11 protein-coding genes and 1 riboswitch are annotated in these 18,234 nt (G+C 48.1%); of the genes, 1 reads left to right on the top strand and 10 read right to left on the bottom strand.

The window, feature by feature from the left end; translation table 11 throughout:
- Positions 1-51: 51 nt before the first annotated feature.
- On the bottom strand, positions 52-966 hold the full coding sequence (locus tag NV381_RS09090; RefSeq protein WP_258212957.1) for a TRM11 family SAM-dependent methyltransferase: 915 nt from the start codon (positions 964-966) through the stop codon (positions 52-54).
- Positions 967-1,030: 64 nt separating this feature from the next.
- Positions 1,031-3,886 carry a fibronectin type III domain-containing protein gene (locus tag NV381_RS09085; RefSeq protein WP_258212956.1) on the bottom strand — a complete coding sequence of 952 codons (2,856 nt, stop codon included), beginning with the start codon at positions 3,884-3,886 and terminating at the stop codon, positions 1,031-1,033.
- 358 nt (positions 3,887-4,244) lie between these two features.
- On the opposite strand from NV381_RS09085, the gene NV381_RS09080 reads away from it, so the two are divergent.
- Positions 4,245-4,580, top strand: coding sequence for a hypothetical protein (locus NV381_RS09080; RefSeq protein WP_258212955.1), 336 nt, complete (start codon positions 4,245-4,247; stop codon positions 4,578-4,580).
- Here the strand turns inward: NV381_RS09080 and NV381_RS09075 are convergent.
- The 8 genes from NV381_RS09075 to NV381_RS09040 all read right to left on the bottom strand — a co-directional run bounded on the left by NV381_RS09075 (position 4,546) and on the right by NV381_RS09040 (position 17,929).
- Positions 4,546-5,055 (bottom strand): phosphoesterase, encoded by a 510-nt coding sequence (locus NV381_RS09075; protein ID WP_258212954.1) that lies wholly within the window; start codon positions 5,053-5,055, stop codon positions 4,546-4,548. The two genes, NV381_RS09080 and NV381_RS09075, sit on opposite strands and share 35 nt — an antisense overlap.
- A 13-nt stretch (positions 5,056-5,068) precedes the next feature.
- A complete protein-coding gene (gene tenA / locus NV381_RS09070) occupies positions 5,069-5,746 on the bottom strand; it encodes a thiaminase II (protein ID WP_258212953.1) in 678 nt (225 codons plus the stop codon).
- Positions 5,747-5,804: 58 nt separating this feature from the next.
- Positions 5,805-7,079 carry an acetylornithine deacetylase gene (locus tag NV381_RS09065; protein WP_258212952.1) on the bottom strand — a complete coding sequence of 425 codons (1,275 nt, stop codon included), beginning with the start codon at positions 7,077-7,079 and terminating at the stop codon, positions 5,805-5,807.
- A 136-nt stretch (positions 7,080-7,215) separates the two neighbouring features.
- Positions 7,216-7,322: riboswitch (TPP riboswitch) on the bottom strand.
- A gap of 74 nt (positions 7,323-7,396) precedes the next feature.
- On the bottom strand, positions 7,397-8,209 hold the full coding sequence (locus tag NV381_RS09060; RefSeq protein WP_258212951.1) for a carbohydrate ABC transporter permease: 813 nt from the start codon (positions 8,207-8,209) through the stop codon (positions 7,397-7,399).
- Positions 8,210-8,223: 14 nt separating this feature from the next.
- Positions 8,224-9,114, bottom strand: a complete 891-nt coding sequence (locus tag NV381_RS09055; protein ID WP_258212950.1) for a carbohydrate ABC transporter permease — start codon at positions 9,112-9,114, stop codon at positions 8,224-8,226.
- A 163-nt stretch (positions 9,115-9,277) separates the two neighbouring features.
- Positions 9,278-10,606 (bottom strand): ABC transporter substrate-binding protein, encoded by a 1,329-nt coding sequence (locus tag NV381_RS09050; RefSeq protein ID WP_258212949.1) that lies wholly within the window; start codon positions 10,604-10,606, stop codon positions 9,278-9,280.
- A gap of 120 nt (positions 10,607-10,726) precedes the next feature.
- A complete protein-coding gene (locus NV381_RS09045) occupies positions 10,727-11,515 on the bottom strand; it encodes an HAD-IIA family hydrolase (protein WP_308861731.1) in 789 nt (262 codons plus the stop codon).
- A 435-nt stretch (positions 11,516-11,950) separates the two neighbouring features.
- On the bottom strand, positions 11,951-17,929 hold the full coding sequence (locus NV381_RS09040; protein ID WP_258212947.1) for a glycerophosphodiester phosphodiesterase family protein: 5,979 nt from the start codon (positions 17,927-17,929) through the stop codon (positions 11,951-11,953).
- Positions 17,930-18,234: the final 305 nt, after the last annotated feature.

Below are 18,234 nucleotides of genomic sequence, written 5' to 3'. Positions count from 1 at the left end.
ACACTTGAGCCAACTAGTGGCTGCATGAGAGCGGTTGTTTGCAACAGAAGATTATGAGCACAAGATGATATGACGCGAAAAGTTCCCTTTCTTAACGACACACCGATCAGTTAGTGTGAATCCGGCTTGCATAATGGCCGAATCGATGGTATCCGTAGCGATGATCACCACTCTGCGCGCTAATCGACGCGCGCTTTGGAGCATTTCCAGCTGCTCCTCTTGGGAAAGCTTAGAGCAAAGATTATACGGCAGATCAACAATTGCCGCATCATAGCTGCCAGTCAACGCTCGGATATCTCCGATCGCCACTGTATCCGCGAAGCCGTAATGCAGTAGATTCGCCCGCGCGCCGCGCACTGCCAGCGGGTTAATGTCTCGACCGACTATATCGATGCCCATCGATAGAGCCTCAATCAGCACGGTCCCGATGCCGCAGCAGGGATCGATTGCCTTCACGCCCGCCGGCTGCGGCACGGCGATATTCGCCACTGCGCGAGCCACACGTGTGCTTAGCGCGGTGGAATAATGCTGCGGCTTCGCATTATGCCGCAGCCATACGGCTTCGCTGCTGCGGCAGTCGCCGAACAGCCAGCGCCCTTCCGCGTAAGCCACGCCGAGCAGGCGCTGCGGCTTACGCATATCGGCCTTGCCGCGAATGCGCGCGCCAAGCTGCCGCTCAATCGACCGCTGCTCCTCGTAGGCAGCAGCGCCCTCAGCTTCGACATAAGTAACCTTGAATGTCGAAGTCCCCAGCTCCAGCGCTTCTGCTTGATGCGCTATTTCTTCGAGGCTGCCGCCACTGTACATCACAGCAAGCCGCTGCTTGATGAAGGGACTGCGGCTCGGATCAATGGACCGGTCCGATTGAATATAACCGGCTCGGGGCTCGGCTCCAAACAGGGTGCGCAGCTCCAGGCTGCACAGCTCTCTCTCATCCTCATGGCATATAAAGGTGTATACATTCACTCGATGGCTCCATCCTTACTTTCAAAAACATAGTCCCCTCCAGTTTAACATTATTGAGGACTGTTTAAAAAGGAAGCCAATGCTCCTTGCCGTCCGAGCTTAGCTCGTAGGCATGGTCGATGGACGCTTCTTGTATATATTCATAATTTCCATGCTGCAGCGGAACATCGCTCCACTTCTGCGCTGCTCCTGACAGAGGAAGCCTGCCTAGCAAACGACTAAGAAGGGTGACGGCTTCGGCACGGGTTACAGCTTCAGTCGAATTTCGGCCCAGCATTTTCTCCACCTCATCCTTGCGGATGTTTAAACGATCTACGATAATGGCTATTTCCGCATGAGAGACGCTTCTATCCGGTACGAAAGCATCATTCTCGTAGCCTTGCATCAACCCCATTCTAGTCACCTTGTCTATCGCTGCTTTTCCCCAATACCCGGACTCGACATCCGTATATACTTTTGCTGCTGCTTGATCTTCCTTATCGAATACTCGAGACAATAGGGTTGCTATCTCTGCACGTGAGACGCTTTTATCCGGTCTGAACGTGCCATCGGGAAATCCCGATATGTAGGCTTTGTGCTGCAACACAGCTGGGGCAGAAGGGACTGGCGTGACGGATGCGGAAGCTGCGGACGAGCTGGAAGTACCGGCTCCATTAGTCGCTGTAACCGTGAACGTGTAGGCCGTTCCATTGTTTAGCCCTGTAATCGCAATCGGGCTATCTGTCCCGCTTGCTGTCAAGCCGCCTGGACTGGATGTTACGATATAGCCAGTAATGGCACTGCCTCCGTTGCTAGTCGGCGGTGTAAAACTTACGACGGCTGAGCCGTCACCCGCTGCTGCGCTTACTTCTGTTGGCGCCCCAGGTGCAATAATCAAAGGAGAGCCTGATGACTTGGATGAAGACTTGGACGGAAACCTTGGTGTTACGGATGCTGAAGCAGAGGATGGTGCGGATGTCCCTGCCCCATTGGTTGCTGTTACCGTGAACGTGTAGGATACTCCATTATTCAGCCCGTTAATCGTGATAGGACTGACGTTGCCGCTTGCCGACAAGCCATCCGGATTCGATGTAACGGTATATTTGGTTATTTCACTGCTTCCGTTATTGAGAGGCGGTATAAAGCTTACTGTTGCCGATTGGTTGCCTGCAGCTGCGCTTACCCCTGTCGGCGAATCCGGCACTATTGCCGCAGGACCTCCTGGCGACACAGCGCCTGAAGGCGTTGACGGGATCGATGTGCCTATTCCATTCGTCGCTGTCACCGTGAATGTATACGCAGTTCCATAGGTTAATCCCGTAACTGTAATCGGACTTCTAGCTCCACTAGCCGTCAAGCCTTCTGGATTGGATGTAACCGTATAACCCGTAATGGCGCTGCCCCCATCATTAGCAGGAGGTGTAAAGCTTACCATTGCCGATTGGTTGCTTGCCGCTGCGCTTATCCCCGTCGGCGGATCCGGCACGGTTGCTGTTGAGTCTGGAGTTACGGAACCAGAAGGTGCTGATGGCACAGAGGTTCCGGCTTCGTTCGATGCCGTCACTGTGAACGTATATGCCATCCCGTAGGTAAGCCCTGTTACCGTAATCGGGCTAGCTGTCCCGCTTGCCACGAAGCCACCCGGACTGGATGTGACCGTATAGCCTGTAATGGTGCCACCTCCATTATTAGCAGGAGGTGTAAAACTTACCGTCGCTAAGCCTTTGCCTGCAGCCGCGGTAACTCCAGTCGGCGGGTCCGGCTTGGTCACGACCGGATCTGTGCTGCCTGTAACCCATTTGGCCATATAATTGGCTGGGATGCCGCCTGCTACGGTGAATTGTCCACCTACGTAAATACCTGTCGCGGATTTGGTCACAGCGTATGCGAATCCTGCCTCCACATCCGTACCAAGGCCGCCTATACTTTCCCACGCAGCGGTTGATCCGTTCCATTTGGCAACACTTTTCACACGAAGCGGTCCCGCATTCATAAAGACTCCTCCGGCATATACATCCTTGCCGGATACTGCAAGGTCCCAAACCGTGTCGCTTAGACCGGTCCCCAGACCTTGCCAGGTCGATCCATCCCATTTGGCAATATGGCTTAAGGGCACATCTCCTGCTCCAGGAAAATTACCGCCGACGTATACATCAGTTCCGGATATCTTGATCGTTTCCACGCGAACGTTGGGTCCATCATTGAATCCGGAGCCAACGTTATGCCAGCTTGAGCCATCCCATCTGGCAATGTACTTGGCCGGGCTGCCGCCTGCAGTAGTGAAGAATCCACCTACATATACATCGGTTCCGGATACCGCGATCGCACGAACCTCGCCATTGAGGCCGCTGCCCAAGCTTTGCCAAGCTGATCCATTCCATTTGGCGATATAGTTAGCCGTACTTCCTCCCGCTGCAGTGAAGGTTCCGCCCGCGTATACATCGGTTCCGGATACCGCGATAGCTTCAACGGTTCCAGCGGTACTGCTGCCCTGACTGAGGTACAGGCCACTGCCAAGGCTTTGCCAGACTGATCCATTCCATTTGGCAATATGGCTTGCCGGGCCTCCTCCCGCATTCACGAACAATCCTCCGGCGTATACGTCGCTTCCGGATACGGCAACAGCATGAACCGCTCCATCTACACCGCTGCCCAGACTGCTCCAGGCAGTGCCATCCCACTTGGCAATAAACTTCGTCTGCATGTCCCCATTTGGAACGAAATGTCCACCTATATAGATGCTGCTGCCGGAAACCGCTATATCGTCAACTCTTCCTTCGACACCTGTACCAAGGCCTTCCCAGTAGTTGGAAGCATGCACATGATCGGATGCCCACGGAACGCTGTATTGCAGAAGCATGATGATTAAAATCATGATGCTCGAATTTCGGAATAAACCTGTTTTTTTCCAACTTCGAATCTGGACATACTTGGCATCCATTTGATTTTCATTCCTCTCATACAATTAAAATAGAAAAATGATCGAAACCTTTCTTTGTTAAATTTTGGTACAAATCGTATACTTTAGACCTCAATATAAGATACGTAATGTATCGTGTCAAGGGTGGCTTTATACCTAATCTGGAAGATAACAGGTCAGGGAAAGTGGCGTATTTGTTGGAATTTCCCGAATGGTGGAGGGGGGAGTAACGGTGCTCTTGATTTACCTTCGACTTGCAGGAAGACGGGGTACTATAGATGGGACATCATAGTCCATAATTTCAAGGTTTGATCCTGCTCATGCTATAATCAATCCTACAGTCCTAACACTTTCGTTCATTAAAGGGGGTTCGCCAAAAGTGGCATTCGGAATTTCTAGAAAAGAGCTGCAGCAGTGGAAAGACGCCGTGACACGGGGAGAGCTTGCTTTTATTACCCATTATTGGATCGATCCGCGTTTTCCAGACATGAAAACCGTAACCAAAGTGGGATGCTCTAATCTGCATATTTTATCGGAGTGGTGTGCCGCTAATGGACTCAACCCTGCATATATCCATCAGCGTCCTCCGTTCCCCCACTTTGATCTTATGGGCTTAAAGCAAATAGAAATTTTACAAAAGGAACAGCTTTGGACCCACCTGGAACGGTTCGGGCTTGCTGCTATTGCTCCTCATTCGGAACGACCATTGCTTTGATGGCTTCAAAGGAAATAGGCGTATAATCCCAATGCTCCACACAAACGTTGATGTATTGACTGCCTTCATATTTCTGCCCGTGAATGTGACCATGAATATTAACATAAGGCATATGCTTGTTCATATACATAGGCTCGTGAGACAGGAAGAAGAAGCCTCCATATACAATTGCATGCTCGCTCACTTCATCAAACCCTGCCTCAAGCCACCAACGTCTCGTTCTACCCCTGTCATGATTGCCCATAATTAAGCTTTTATAGCCGTTAAGCCTCGACACAATGCTGGCGGTCTTTTCCTTGTTCAAAAAGGAGAAATCGCCCAGATGATATACTTTATCCTCTTGGCGCACGATGGCATTCCATTTCTCAATCATCGTTTCGGTCATCTCTTCTGCGCTGGAGAATGGTCTCGATTCAAAATCAATAATAGAAGCATGACCAAAATGATGATCTGAAATCAAAAAAACGTTCGACATAGGCAGCTCTCCTTTACTTTACGTGGGTTGGCCACATTTGACGATTGTAGGACATATCCCAGAACATATATTCATAACGAGTCGTGTTCTGAAAAATTTCCTCCAGCTTGGCTAGCTCAGCTTCGGATTTTCCTTCTGCTAATCGATCCATCAGACCTATGCACCAACGGGCCAAGGAACCGAATTCGTCCGAGCTGTACATGCTGATCCATTCTCCATAAAATTCATGCCCGGAGGAGCCTGGTATTTGATTCAGCTCTTTGCCGATCTCCCAATAGCTCCACATGCATGGAAGCAACGCTGCAGTCAGGTCGGCGAGCGAACCATTCTGTGCAACATGGAGCATATAGTGGGAATAAGCCAATGTAATAGGAGAAGGCTTAGCCTGCTCCAGCTCTTCCTTCGAAATATCGAATTTAGCGGCATAGGCGCGGTGAAGGGACATTTCTTCATTCAGTGTGGAGTCCAAAAGCGCGGCAAATTTCCCCATCGTTTCGAGGTCATCCGCTTTTATCGCCCCTAATGCAAACAGCTTAGCATAATCAATTAAATACAAATAGTCTTGGATCATGTAAAAACGGAATTTTTCCTTATCCAAAGTCCCTTTACCCAGCTCCTGTACAAAAGGATGCTCGTAGGTTTGACGCCATTCCAGGTGGAACTTCTCCAATAAATGCTCGGTAAATTTCATGCTGCTTCCTCCAAATTCATTTTCATTTTTTTACTGGTAAACGTAGCTGTGCAGCTGATTATTTGCTCGTATGACCCCACTCATAAATAAACTTCAGAATGACCTTGGTGAAATTCACCAGCTGCTCAATAGAAACCTGCTCATTGACTGCATGCGCATTTCGTAAATCCCCAGGCCCATATATGGCCGCTGGGATGCCTGCATCTCCGAACCAGCCTCCGTCCGTTACAGTGGGAGATACATCGACAGTCGCTTGTTCACGAATTATGCTTTCATGAGAGCTCATTAATGCAAGCACAGCGGGATGATTCGAGTCTACCTCCAACGAAGGGAAGATTTCACCACGGTCCTCAATCATCGAAGAGCCTCCCCATTCAAACTGCGGCGGATTTTCTCTTAGCCATATATCACCTTGGGCCACCTGCAGAAGATGCGCTTCAATTTCCTTCGCGACCTGCTCATAGGTTTCATTCGGGTAAAAATGGACGGTAATCCACAGCCGGCATTCATCGGCAATAAAAGCAGCATGCCTTCCTCCCTCGATGACAGCAGGATTGATCGTATTGGTTCCTGGGGCATACCCCTGGTAGCTCTTCATGACCGCCCAGTGCCTTTCCAATTCCTGAAGCCCCTGAATGATTTTCATCATTTTCTCAATCGCACTTGCACCCAACAGCTTGCCTCCCGGATGAATCATGCTTTTTCTGGTGGCATCATGGAAAGTTTGCTTGCTTTTGACAGTAATCCAACCGGTTATAACGCCGCCCTGACCTTGAATATGCAAGTCACTCGTATCGACCACGACTGCAAAATCCGCGCTATAGCCGCGTTTGCAGCACTCCAGCGTTCCCGCTTCGCCTACTTCCTCACCAATTACGGATTGAAATGTGAGGTCACCCGGCAGCTCGATACCGGCTTCATGCAGCAGTTGAATAGCGAACAACGCACCAGCGAGACCGCCTTTCATATCCGAAGCGCCGCGCCCGATGATAACCCCATCTCTTACTAGCGGCGTGAACGGCTCCTTTTCCCAAGGCTCATCCTCATTAACCTCCGCTACATCCACATGGCCGTTAATAATAAGACTTTTATAAGCATCCCCTGCCTGCCCCTTTAAGACACCAACGACATTAGGATCTCCCGGATACACATCCCATTTATCTATAGCAAAGCCCTTCTCTTGTAAAAAAGAAGCGATAAACTGCTGGGCTTCCTCCGTATTTCGTGCAGGCGGTGCCGGTGTACGGAATTGAATCAAACGCTCTAGCAGACCGATCAGCTCATCTTGACGAGCATCCACTTGACGGATCAATAGGTCCAGCTTCTCATTCATAGCATGTTCTCCTCTCTCAATGTTTCTCTATACAAAAGCGATTACTCTGAGCATTCGTTGAATGCTTACGTTAGTACACGTCAACGGCAAATAAACCGCTTCCGAATGAAAGCGGCTAACTGCACAGACATTCCCTGTGCAAGCCAAGCCACTTCCCTTCGCCGGCATTATCCGGATCAGGTGTTAAAGGGTTAAGACTTTAGGTCGTCTCTCTCAGCTTAAACAGCACCCCTAGTGTTCAGTAAATATTCAATTGCGGTTATTCAAATAGTACCATATGATGCCTTGCTAACTCAAACTCCAGTCGTCTCTAACATTTACTTAATTCCCGAATGAATGAAGCTGTTCATAAACTGGCGCTGGAACAACAGAAATCCGACCATTAGCGGGGCAATAACCAGCAGTGTAGCTGCACTAACCTCCGTCCACTGGGCGCCAATCTCATAGGACTGGGCGAATATCGCGAGTCCCACGGTCAAAGGCCTGTTTTCAACAGAGTTCGTAACGATAAGAGGCCACAAAAAGTTGTTCCAATGAGTACTGACCGAGATAAGTCCAAACGCAATATAGGAGGGGCGGGACAATGGAAAATAAATTTTCCAAAGAATTTGCCACTTGGAGTAGCCCTCTATCATGGCGGCTTCGTCCAGCTCCGGCGGGATTGTCATGAACATTTGACGCAGCAGGAAAATGCCAAAGGCTGAGGCGAAATAAGGTATCATAATGCCAAGCTTCGTATCGAGCAGTGACAATTCCTTCAGCACCGTGTAATTCGGAAAAATGAGCACATCCGCCGGCACCATAATTTGCACGAGAAACAGCAGAAACACCAAGCTTTTGGCATAAAATTTAACCCGGGCAAAAGCAAAAGCAGCCATTGTAGCGGTAAGCATTTGCATACCAAAGATACAGACTACGATAATGATGGTATTGATGTAGTATTGGGCGAATGGCGCAGCAGACCACACGGTGGCAAAATTTTGGAGTGTGAACTCCAGCGAGAACGATGGCGAAAGCGCGATCTGCTTGGGGCGGAATGCCGTCACGGTCATCCAAAGCAGCGGCACAAGCCATAATGCAGCGAATATATATAGGAGCCAGCGGCTAATGTTCAATTTCGATAGCAGCATAGGAATCGCCTTTCTTAATGATAATGAATTTTTTTATCCAAACCGAAGAAATTCAAAGCGGCGAACAGCAGCAGAACCGCTATCATCACCACAGTCAAGGTAGAGGCTACGCCCTGATCCCAGAAGCTGAAGGCCGTTTCATAAATATAATAAAGCAGCAGATTACTCGCATTGTTCGGCCCGCCTTTGGTCATAATCATCAAATGATCAACCAGCTTGAACGAGTTGGTCAATGCCACAATAGTTACAAACAAGGTAGTAGGCATCAGCAGCGGAAACGTAATTTTGCGAAAAACCGTCCAGCGGCCTACGCCGTCCACATGAGCCGATTCGTATAAATCAGGAGAAATGTTTTGCAGCCCTGCCAAGTAAAATATCATGAAATAGCCGGCTTCCTTCCATATCACCATAAAGACCATGGCCCACATAACCATCTGAGGTGATCCGAGCCAGTTGATATCGCCTGCACTGAAGCTTTTCATCACTCTGCTCAGCAATCCATACTGGGGTGTATAAATAAACAGCCAAATATTTGCAACAGCAATCATAGGTATCATAGTAGGGTAGAAAAAGGCAGTACGTACCATGCCAGTCCCCCTAAGTGCTTTGTTGGCGAAAATCGCCATCAGTATAGCAAGTGCTATCGAGGTTGGCACCGTTCCGAGCGCAAACCAGAAATTGTTGTACATGACCTTCCAAAAGATCGCGTCATCCATCAGGTTGGAGTAATTGTCCAAGCCTATGAACAGCGGCACCTGGGTTGCCAAATCAGCTTGGTAGAGACTTAAGCGGATCGTCTTGGCAATCGGGTAAAAGGTGAACAGAAATAAAAAAATTAACGAAGGCAGCAGCAGCAGCCATGCAAAAATGTTCGTTTTCCAAAGATTTATTTTTGTGACGCCCAAGGGGGAGCCTCCTTCTTACATGAATGTCTTAATCCCACTATCAAAAGTATCGATCCAGTTAAGAAAAAAAGAGGAGCACATCCCGGACTGGTGTTACAAATGGCATCTAGTCCAACCTCAGCCACACCTATCCGCCGTGCTCCCCCAATTCATCGAAAACTAATTATTTATTAAATGGAGCCAAAGCTTTATCCGCTTCTTCCTGCGCTTTTTGCAAAGCCTCGGCAGGAGTCAATGTGCCTGTCAGTACAGCCTGTACCTGGTCATTCAATGTCTTCATAACTTTACCGTTATTATGGGTGGACAGCTCAGCCGATGCGTACTGAAGCTGATCGCGGGCTACAAGAGCTGCCGGGAAATCAGCGGCATATTTCTTCATGCGGTCGGTTTCATAAGCCGATTTCTTCACAGCTACATAACCTGTATCGATACTCCATTGCGCTGCGCGTTCCGTTTCAGTCATGAACTTCACAAACTTCCAAGCCGCTTCCTGCTTCTTCTTGTCAATATCCTTGAAGATATAGAAGTTGCCTCCGCCTGTCGGGCTGCCAAAGTTTTTATTTTGGGGAAGGAAGCCTACGCCAAAGTCGAATTTGGCATTCTTCTTAACATTAGACAGGTTTCCGGTCGTATGGTACATCATCGCTGTTTTGCCTTCCAGGAAGTCGGACGGCACGGTTCCCCAATCCGTAACTCCCTCAGGCATCGATTTGTCCTTCTTGGACAAGTCGCTCCAATATTGCATGCCCTCTACATTTTCAGGTGTGTTGAACATGACCTTTTTGCCATCCTCAGTCATCAGGTTTTTACCGTTTTGCAGAGCAAAGGTTTGCAGCATCCAGTATCCGTAGCCCGTTACAGGGATCTCCAGCCCCCAAGTGCCGTTCTTGGTCAGTTTCTTGGCGTAATCCTTCATTTCTGCCCAGGTTTGCGGCGCCTTTTCCGGGTCCAGTCCCGCTTCCTTAAACAGTGCTTTGTTATAATAAAGAACGATAGTACTTCGTTGGAAAGGAATGCTGTATGTATTGCCCCCGGTTTGAGAGTTGGACATAAACGCCGGGTAAAAATCAGAAAGGTACTTATCTCCGCCCTCTTTAGCGATAAAATCATTTAAAGGAATAATGGCATTCATATCCAGCAAGCTGAACAGCTCTGTCGATTGCAGTACAGCCACATCAGGGGGCTGCTTGCTTTGTACTCCAGCTTGCGTCTTCACAGCGGTATCTGCGTAGCTGCCTGTGTAAACAGGCTTAACGGTAATATTAGGATTCTGCGCCGTAAAATCTTTGGCCATAAGCTCAATAGTAGATGTCAAAGGGCCTCCAACTGCGATTGGGTAATAGAAGGTCAGCTCGATTTTCTCTTCTGCTTTGGTTTCAGCAGGAGCTGCTGCCGGTGCTGCCGTGTTAGGGACGGAAGCGGTTTTGCCGCAAGCAGCAAGTGTGGTGCAGCATAATGCGATACTAATCATTTTGGATGTAAGGGAACGCATGGAATTCTCTCCTTTAAAAGTAGTTTGGTATGCAGTCTTGCTCCACTGCTTGCAATTCCACTCTAACAGATAAATGTAAAGCGGCGATTACAGCAGTGTGAAGCAAGTTTAAATAAATCGTCAGTTTGCTTGGTACATCAGTACGAAATCATTCAGCGAAGTCCATACATAATCCGGTTTAATGGGAGATTGCTTCATATCGTGCTCAGAGGTGACTCCTGTAAGCACTAAAGCTGTACGAAGACCGTTGTTGGCACCGAACAAAATGTCGGTCTCCAGCCTGTCGCCTACCATCAAACAACGCTCGCCAGGCAGCCCGCTTCTCTCCAGCACCTTCGTACCGTAGTACTTCGATGGCTTGCCGATAACCGCAGTCGCAGTAACACAGCTCGCTGTTTCAATCGCTTTAACCATCGACCATGTGTCAGGGATGAGATCGCCGACGACGGGGCAATTCGGGTCAGGATTAGCTGCTATCAGAGCCGCTCCATTGCGCACGGCCTTCATCGCTTGATGCAGCTTGTCGTAGTGGAAGCTCATGTCCATGCCAACAAGCACATGGGTAGCTGCCAGCGGATCCGTCGTATGCTGAAGCTCTTGCTCCTCGAGTTCGTGGACTAGCGCCAGCTCTCCGACCACGAACACAACAGGCTCTTGGTGGCTTTCACGCAAGTAAAGCGCCGAGGTGAATGCCGCCGTAATGATCTCCTCCAGATGCACCTCCAGGCCAAGCTTCTGCAGACGAGTCTGGCATTCTCTTCTCGTTCGTGTTGTTGTATTGGTGAGGAACAGGATCTTCTTGTCTGCTTGACGCAATACCTCAAGAGTTTCCAGAACACCCGGAAGCAGTTGTTCTTCCAGCAGAACCGTTCCGTCCAAGTCAAAAAAATAGCCCTCAAAATCGATCACATCCGGCAATGTCTGTGCCCCTCCTGTAAACAAGAATATTCGGCTTACCTGTCCTTAACGGACCGTATCGTTCGACTCTATGCTACAAAAACATCTAGCTGCAAAACTTGTACCAACCGAATAACAGCACAAAAAACCCTCTATCCATCAAACGGATGCACTCGCCTAAACAGGCTGTCCGTCTGCTGCATAAAAGGGTTTTCTCCTCATCTCGTACCCTTGTTATCCAATTGTTACTTACTCCCTTACTATAACAACCGAATGTTATCTTACGATCAACTACGCGTGAATATTTTGTAAATGTTCCAGAAGTAACCTGTTAAGCTTCATTAATTGGATTCGTTAAAGTTCATAATGATCCCGCCTAAAAAAAACTGCCTGGCTCTCAATGTACATACAGAGAGCCAGGCAATTTTTTATTAGAGCATACAGCTGCTAATTAATAAAGTTTACTTTGCTTAAAAACCGTTTCAACAATACGGCAGATTGTGCACGAGTCGCGTGGCTGCCTGATTCCAAGGTATCAGCCGTCATTCCGTTCATCAGTCCTGACTGAATCGCTGCAGCTATCTCGGTTTTCGCCCAAACGATTTTGCCTGCATCCTTGAACGGTGCCAGGATATCCCCAAGCTTATTTTGGGCTTGGATCATACCTGCATCAACACCCGCATAAGTCATTGCGCGAATGATCATTGCCGCCTGTTCCTCACGCGTGATTTCCTTATTCGGACGGAATGTACCGTCTTCATAGCCGCTTATAATGCCTGCGGACACAGCTGTTGCTACCGCTTCAGCATACCAGTCAGCATCTTTTACATCGCTGAAGCTTGCTTTAATAGCCGCAGGGTCCATTGCTAAGGAACGGACCAGAAGGGCTGCAAATTCTGCCCGAGTGATAGAGCGGTCTGCTTCGAAGCGGCTGTCACTGACTCCATCAACGACAAGCTTATTCGCTAACAGCTCAATATCTTCCTTGGCCCAGTGATTCGCCAGATCAGCGAAGGTTTTGTTATTTTCAACTACCGTATACACACTGTTTCCATTACGCTTCATTATAGCTGTTGTAATCCCGTCCTTTGTAAAGAAGAGGGATGGTACGAATCTAAGCTCATTCGAGCCAGGTATAATCCGTACGCCCGTCGCTTTCTTAGGATCAATCGCCTTATTTACAGCAATTTCTCTAGATACATACGTAGCGCCTAAAGTAATACGTACCGTTTGCCCAGCTTTGTTAATCGCCTCCACTTCAAAATGCACGGCATCAGCAGCTTGCTTGCCTCCCATTGCTGCTATAGCATCTTGAACTGCGGCTGCTTCGCTTCCGCTCAGCTTTTGAAGTATGAATTGGATGGACAAATCATCCACACTCACTCCCAGCTGCTGCGCCAAAGTCTCAAGCTTCAATATAGATAACGGCATCGTATAGGTCGCGTTATCACTTGTAACAACCAGCAGCTTGCCTGCATCCTTGCTGGCTTCGGCAAGACTCGCTGCAGGAACCATCAGCTTATCCCCGGTTAATTTCACCTGTACTTTGGAATAGTTGTTTAATGATTCCTTAAGCTTGGAAAGATCAACCGTACCATCTTTGGCTTCAATTAAATCTGTCGATTGATTGGTAGCGCCTGGTTGGTTAACATCCGTACCCGTTGAACTCGAACCGCCGCCCCTGCTGTGATTCCCACTATTTCCTGCAGTAGGTGCCGCACTTGCTTGGTCCGAGTTCGCACTTTCGCCACTCGCATTCCCTGCTGTCACGACATAGTAATAAGTCGTTCCATTCGTTAAGCCTGTGTCTGTGTATGTCGGATTGCTCACACTACTTGCTACTACAGTATATGGACCACCGCTCGTTGTACCGCGTTTCACAGCATAATAGGTTGCTTCCGTTACACTGCTCCAGCCCAACGTTACTTGAGTGTTTCCTGCTGTTGCCGTCAGTCCCGTTGGAGCTGCTGGAATCGTGATCACTGCTGCTGGTGTTGCACTCACCTGCGTTGCATCGGCGCTTTGCCCAGCTGCATTCCCTGCTGTCACCACATAGTAATAAGTCGTCCCATTCGTTAAGCCTGTGTCTGTGTATGTCGGATTGCTCACACTGCTTACTACTACAGTATATGGGCCACCGCTCGTTGTACTGCGTTTCACAGTATAATAGGTTGCTTCTGTTACACTGCTCCAACTCAACGTCACTTGAGTGTTGCCTGCTGTTGCCGTCAATCCCGTTGGAGCTGCTGGAATCGCTCCTGCCACTTGCAATGTGACAGGCTGAGTGTAAATATCGTAAGTGTTGTTCGCTTCCATTGAGGAAGTATATCGTAGCAACAGATGCGCAATTCCAGCCTTCTTCGCAGTGATGCTGCTGCCGTTCAGTTCGATTACATCTTGTCCATCCAATACAATAACATCTGGATCGATAGTTTTTTCTTTTCCCTCATAAGACTTAACAACTGCTTTTAAGGAGAGGCTCTCATCTTTAGCCAGATCATACTGATCCTTCTCCGGCTTAATGGAAGCAGCCCAATCAGAAGCCCACAAAGCATAATCGGTTGTAATACCGAAGACGCCAAGCTTCATATAGGTCATAAAATCATTTTTATTATTAAAAGTCCATGGAGAAATAATAATTCCTCTGTGTTTAGCCGCCTCCGTGAAATTTTTGCCTAAACCGCTATAGCTGGTGTTATACGAGGCATTCAAGCTTTGGAGAAGCTTTATGGTCTCCCGCAATGACTTATTAACATTCGTTTCACTCGCATAACCTCCAGTCAGTAAGCCTAATGGCATTTCAGGCATCAGCTCTGCCATTCGCTTTAGCTGGTTCATATCAAACGACATTGTATCCACAAGCGCTTCGGCATTCATATCCTTGATGAGTTTGACATATGCGTCTACTGCGGCAGGTGTAGAGGTCTTGATTTCTGCCATAACCATTGCGCCTTTTTCTCTGGCCAGGTCGATTTGCTCATCCAAAGTAGGAATCTTTACATCAGGGAATCCCTTTGGAAAAGGCTTGTTAGCATTGAGCTTTTTTAATTCTTCCATTGTGTAATCTTCTATGTTGCCGGTTCCGTTCGTTGTTCTTTCCAAGGAACCATCATGAAGAATAGCGATACGTCCGTCTTTGGTAAGGTACATATCATTCTCGATAAATTCAGCACCCGCCTCCAAGCCCATTCTGTTGCTTTCTATCGTGTTCTCAGGAGATTCAGATGGCATCCCCCTGTGTGCAATAATATAAGGTTTGCGGATAAGCGTAGTATTATTGGAATACACCTTCAAGGCACTCAACGCCGTGGCTGGTGTGTCCGTAACAATTCCGTTCACGCCTGTTGTAATCAGTTGGTGCATGTTGATGTTTTTATCCGCTTGACTGGACACATCCTTCGTCCATACCATAATCATACGTGCCTGCAAATAAGAAACATTGTCTCTAGTAGAAACACTCTGCGGTAAAATTGCGATTCTTGCAAGGCTCGCCGCCGTTTTTCTGCGGACCTCCAGCAGTTTATCCTTGGACAGATCTGATGCCGCACTAAAATCCACAATACCGCGGATAACCGGGTACGCTGTTCTCGCACGCTTGATTAACTCTCCATTATCCGAAACAACTGCGGCATCCTCCCAATTGTTTGATTTCAAATACTCCACTAACTGGTCTACCGTTGACTCGTCCTTCACGTAAAAAGTTGGGATGATGCGCCCTTCAATCGAACCGAGCAGCGATTCCAGACTTCCGATTTCCGTTTTCCCTGTAGAATCGGTCACTTTTAATCCCGGAGCTACATGTAGGATGACAGTTGAAGGAAGTGAAGAACCGCTCAGTTTTGCTAAATCTCCAGCGCTTTGCAGCTCAGTCACAATCGAAGCTGCCGCAGCAATGCGTGTATCCGGTTCCGCTACCGTAACGAAACGGCCGTTCGGTATTGGAGGCAACGCATCCTGCTGCAGCGTGACACGGATATTGTCCACTTTCATTTTACTTCCGTTGGATTGCAATCCGATTTCGCCCTTCGTGTAGGCTGTGGCTGCATCCGTATCAACGATGATACGGTTGTTGATCGATTCCTGAACCCGATTTCCGTGGACCTTCACGGTATAATGATACATTTTAGCTGGATCAATAGCTTCTGTATTCGAACCACGATCTATGACGTTCCAGGCATTGGCAGGAGTTCGCTCTGCAAACTCGATTCCGTTAACCGCCGTTGCGTCCTGCCTAACAGCCATTTGGTAATACGGGAAATCATGATTCTGAATCCGGTACATGATAGAGTGCCATCTTGCAGTATCATTGGCTGCCAAATGAGTCACATCGGCTTCAATCTTATAATTGCCGAAGCTGCCCAAGTACGAAGGAAGCAGCACCCGGGAAGGATTATCGGGAGATGCACTGGCATTTATCTCGAACGCGCCTGATTTCACAACAGCCGCGGAGGCGGTTGTTCCTTCTTTTCTTGTCCAGCCTGCTGGCAGTGTACCTGCCGCAAGATTATCAAAGTTCTCCTCATACAGCACATACTCTGCATCTCCAGCGTCTTTAGCAACAACCATTATCGACACTGTTGCACGATCCTTTGTTCCGGTGATGGTATAGATGCCTTTTTTCTTGACGACTATTTGTCCGCCAGTAATCACGATGTCTGAGCTTGTCGAGGTCCAGGCCACTTGGTCGCCGGTAACCGTCCCCGTGGACAAGTCGTTAAATTCAGCTTTCAGTGTGATCGTATTAGGATTGATTGCTTGGTCTGTGACAGTCAATATATATCCCTCATCATGCTTAAGCGATACTGCCTTAACCCCTGACAAGGATGGTGTCACGGTAATTTCTTTTGACGTGTCTGCATTTGCGTACACAGCCTTGATCGTTACTTTACCTGGCTTAAGCGGATAAAGCTTATTATTGCTGATCTTGATTATGCTCTCGTCCATCGAATACAGCTTTACTCGATCCGCTGGCGGAGCCTCGGTAATCCCATCAGAGAAGTACACGCTGCTTGTTACGCTCGTCTCTCCGCTTAATGCTTCGAGAGTAGCAGGCATTGTCACATCCAGCCGGTCAGCGGTAATTCTTGTTACCTTCAAATTATCAAATGAAGCTTTGCTCTGATCCACTTGAAAGCCAACCTTACCTCTTTCAAGCAAATTGGCATTGAAATTTTGATCCATAAGCTTGGTGTAGGTTGGAGATGACTTCGCTTTAATGTACTCTTTGACATTATTATCGAATACTCTGACCTTCAACGAGTAATCCGTGTTCATAGTTAGCTGCTGCCACGTTCCACTCACAGGTGTCGGACTAGCCCAATTGTTGTCAGCCATCCGATAAGCAAGCTCATAAGTACCATTCCGGCGGACGGCCATTTGATTGTACGGATTTTTTCCGTTAGAAGCCCCCCGGAACATAATGGAAGCCCATCTCGCATCATTCAATACACCTTCGAATCTCAAATCGGCTTCGATCACATAGTTGTCCCACTGCACAGGAGCTGTAATTCGGCTCTGCTTATTAGCAGCATTCCCGCTAAAGGACATCCGACCATTACCATAAGTATCCTTAACAACGGTAAAAGGATCACTTCCCGCATTCACATCGGATATCCAGTTAGGAGGCAGCGTACCTGCTGCGTAGCCGTCGAAGTTATCCTCCAGAAGTACAGGATTTACAGAACCGCTAACCGGATTGCTGTCAACCAGAGTAAGGCTTCCATAACCTGATGTATCATTCCAGAACGACATGGAGTTGTAGGCGCTCCAGTAGCTTGTTCTCTGCTCGGCGGCATCTGCTCCATACCGGTCTGTCGCACTAATTTCGAGCCCCAGCTGCTTCTTAAGCTGCGGGTTGAAATTCAACATATCCCAGGGTACCGCTATTTCGGACGCCCAGCCCGTAGCTGTCTTGCTAATGGCTCTAAGAATCTTCTTCTCGTCCTTGCCGCTATGATTGTTTAGTGCAGCGCCAAAATGGAATTCCGGCGTAGTTGTATTCGGCTGGTACACAAAACCTATTTGCATATCATCTTTAGCAAAAGGTCCTGATTGATGCTGCGTAGGATCGAAAAATAGGTTGATGTTATCTTGTTCAAACCAATTGCCTGAAGCGCCGGAGATCAGATTATCATCATCCGCTTTTACACCGATATACAAGTATTGGTTATCCCACAGCAGGCCGAATTTGGAATCCTTGAAGGTTCCTTGTCCAACCTTGGCAGTTAACGGCTGGTCAATCTTCCAGAGGGATTCATCCAGCTTGCCGTCAATTATGGGTGCCGTTAATGTTTTGTTGACTTCCAGCGATTTCCTCCCCGCATCGGCCGCGTGAGCTTGTGGCAGGTAGGCTGCCGGTTGAAACAAACTGCTGATCAAAGCGGCTATGGTTGTCATTTGTAAAAGCTTTGCGATCCTTTTTTTCATGGTTGTCCATTCATTCCTTCCATAGGGTTATGTATGATTCATGAAACATGCTTATTTATTAATCCCGGATATATAAAATCCCCCATCCCCCCTCAAGTTCGGTAGCAAGAAAACACAAAAAACCCTTCTATCCATCAAACGGAAATCTCGCGCCCAACAGGGCTATTCCATCTGCTGCATAAAAGGGTTTTCTCCTCGACTCGTACCCTCGTCTATTCATTTGTCACCTACTACTGTTACTTTATCAGCGTTTTGTTATCGGAACATCAACCACATATGAAAAAATTGTAAAATTATTCTCTCCT

The sequence above is a fragment of the Paenibacillus radicis (ex Xue et al. 2023) genome, from assembly GCF_024722015.1.
Taxonomy (GTDB): domain Bacteria; phylum Bacillota; class Bacilli; order Paenibacillales; family NBRC-103111; genus Paenibacillus_S.
The sequence above is the reverse complement of the archived record's forward strand: the minus strand, read 5'-3'. Positions and strand labels throughout refer to the sequence as shown.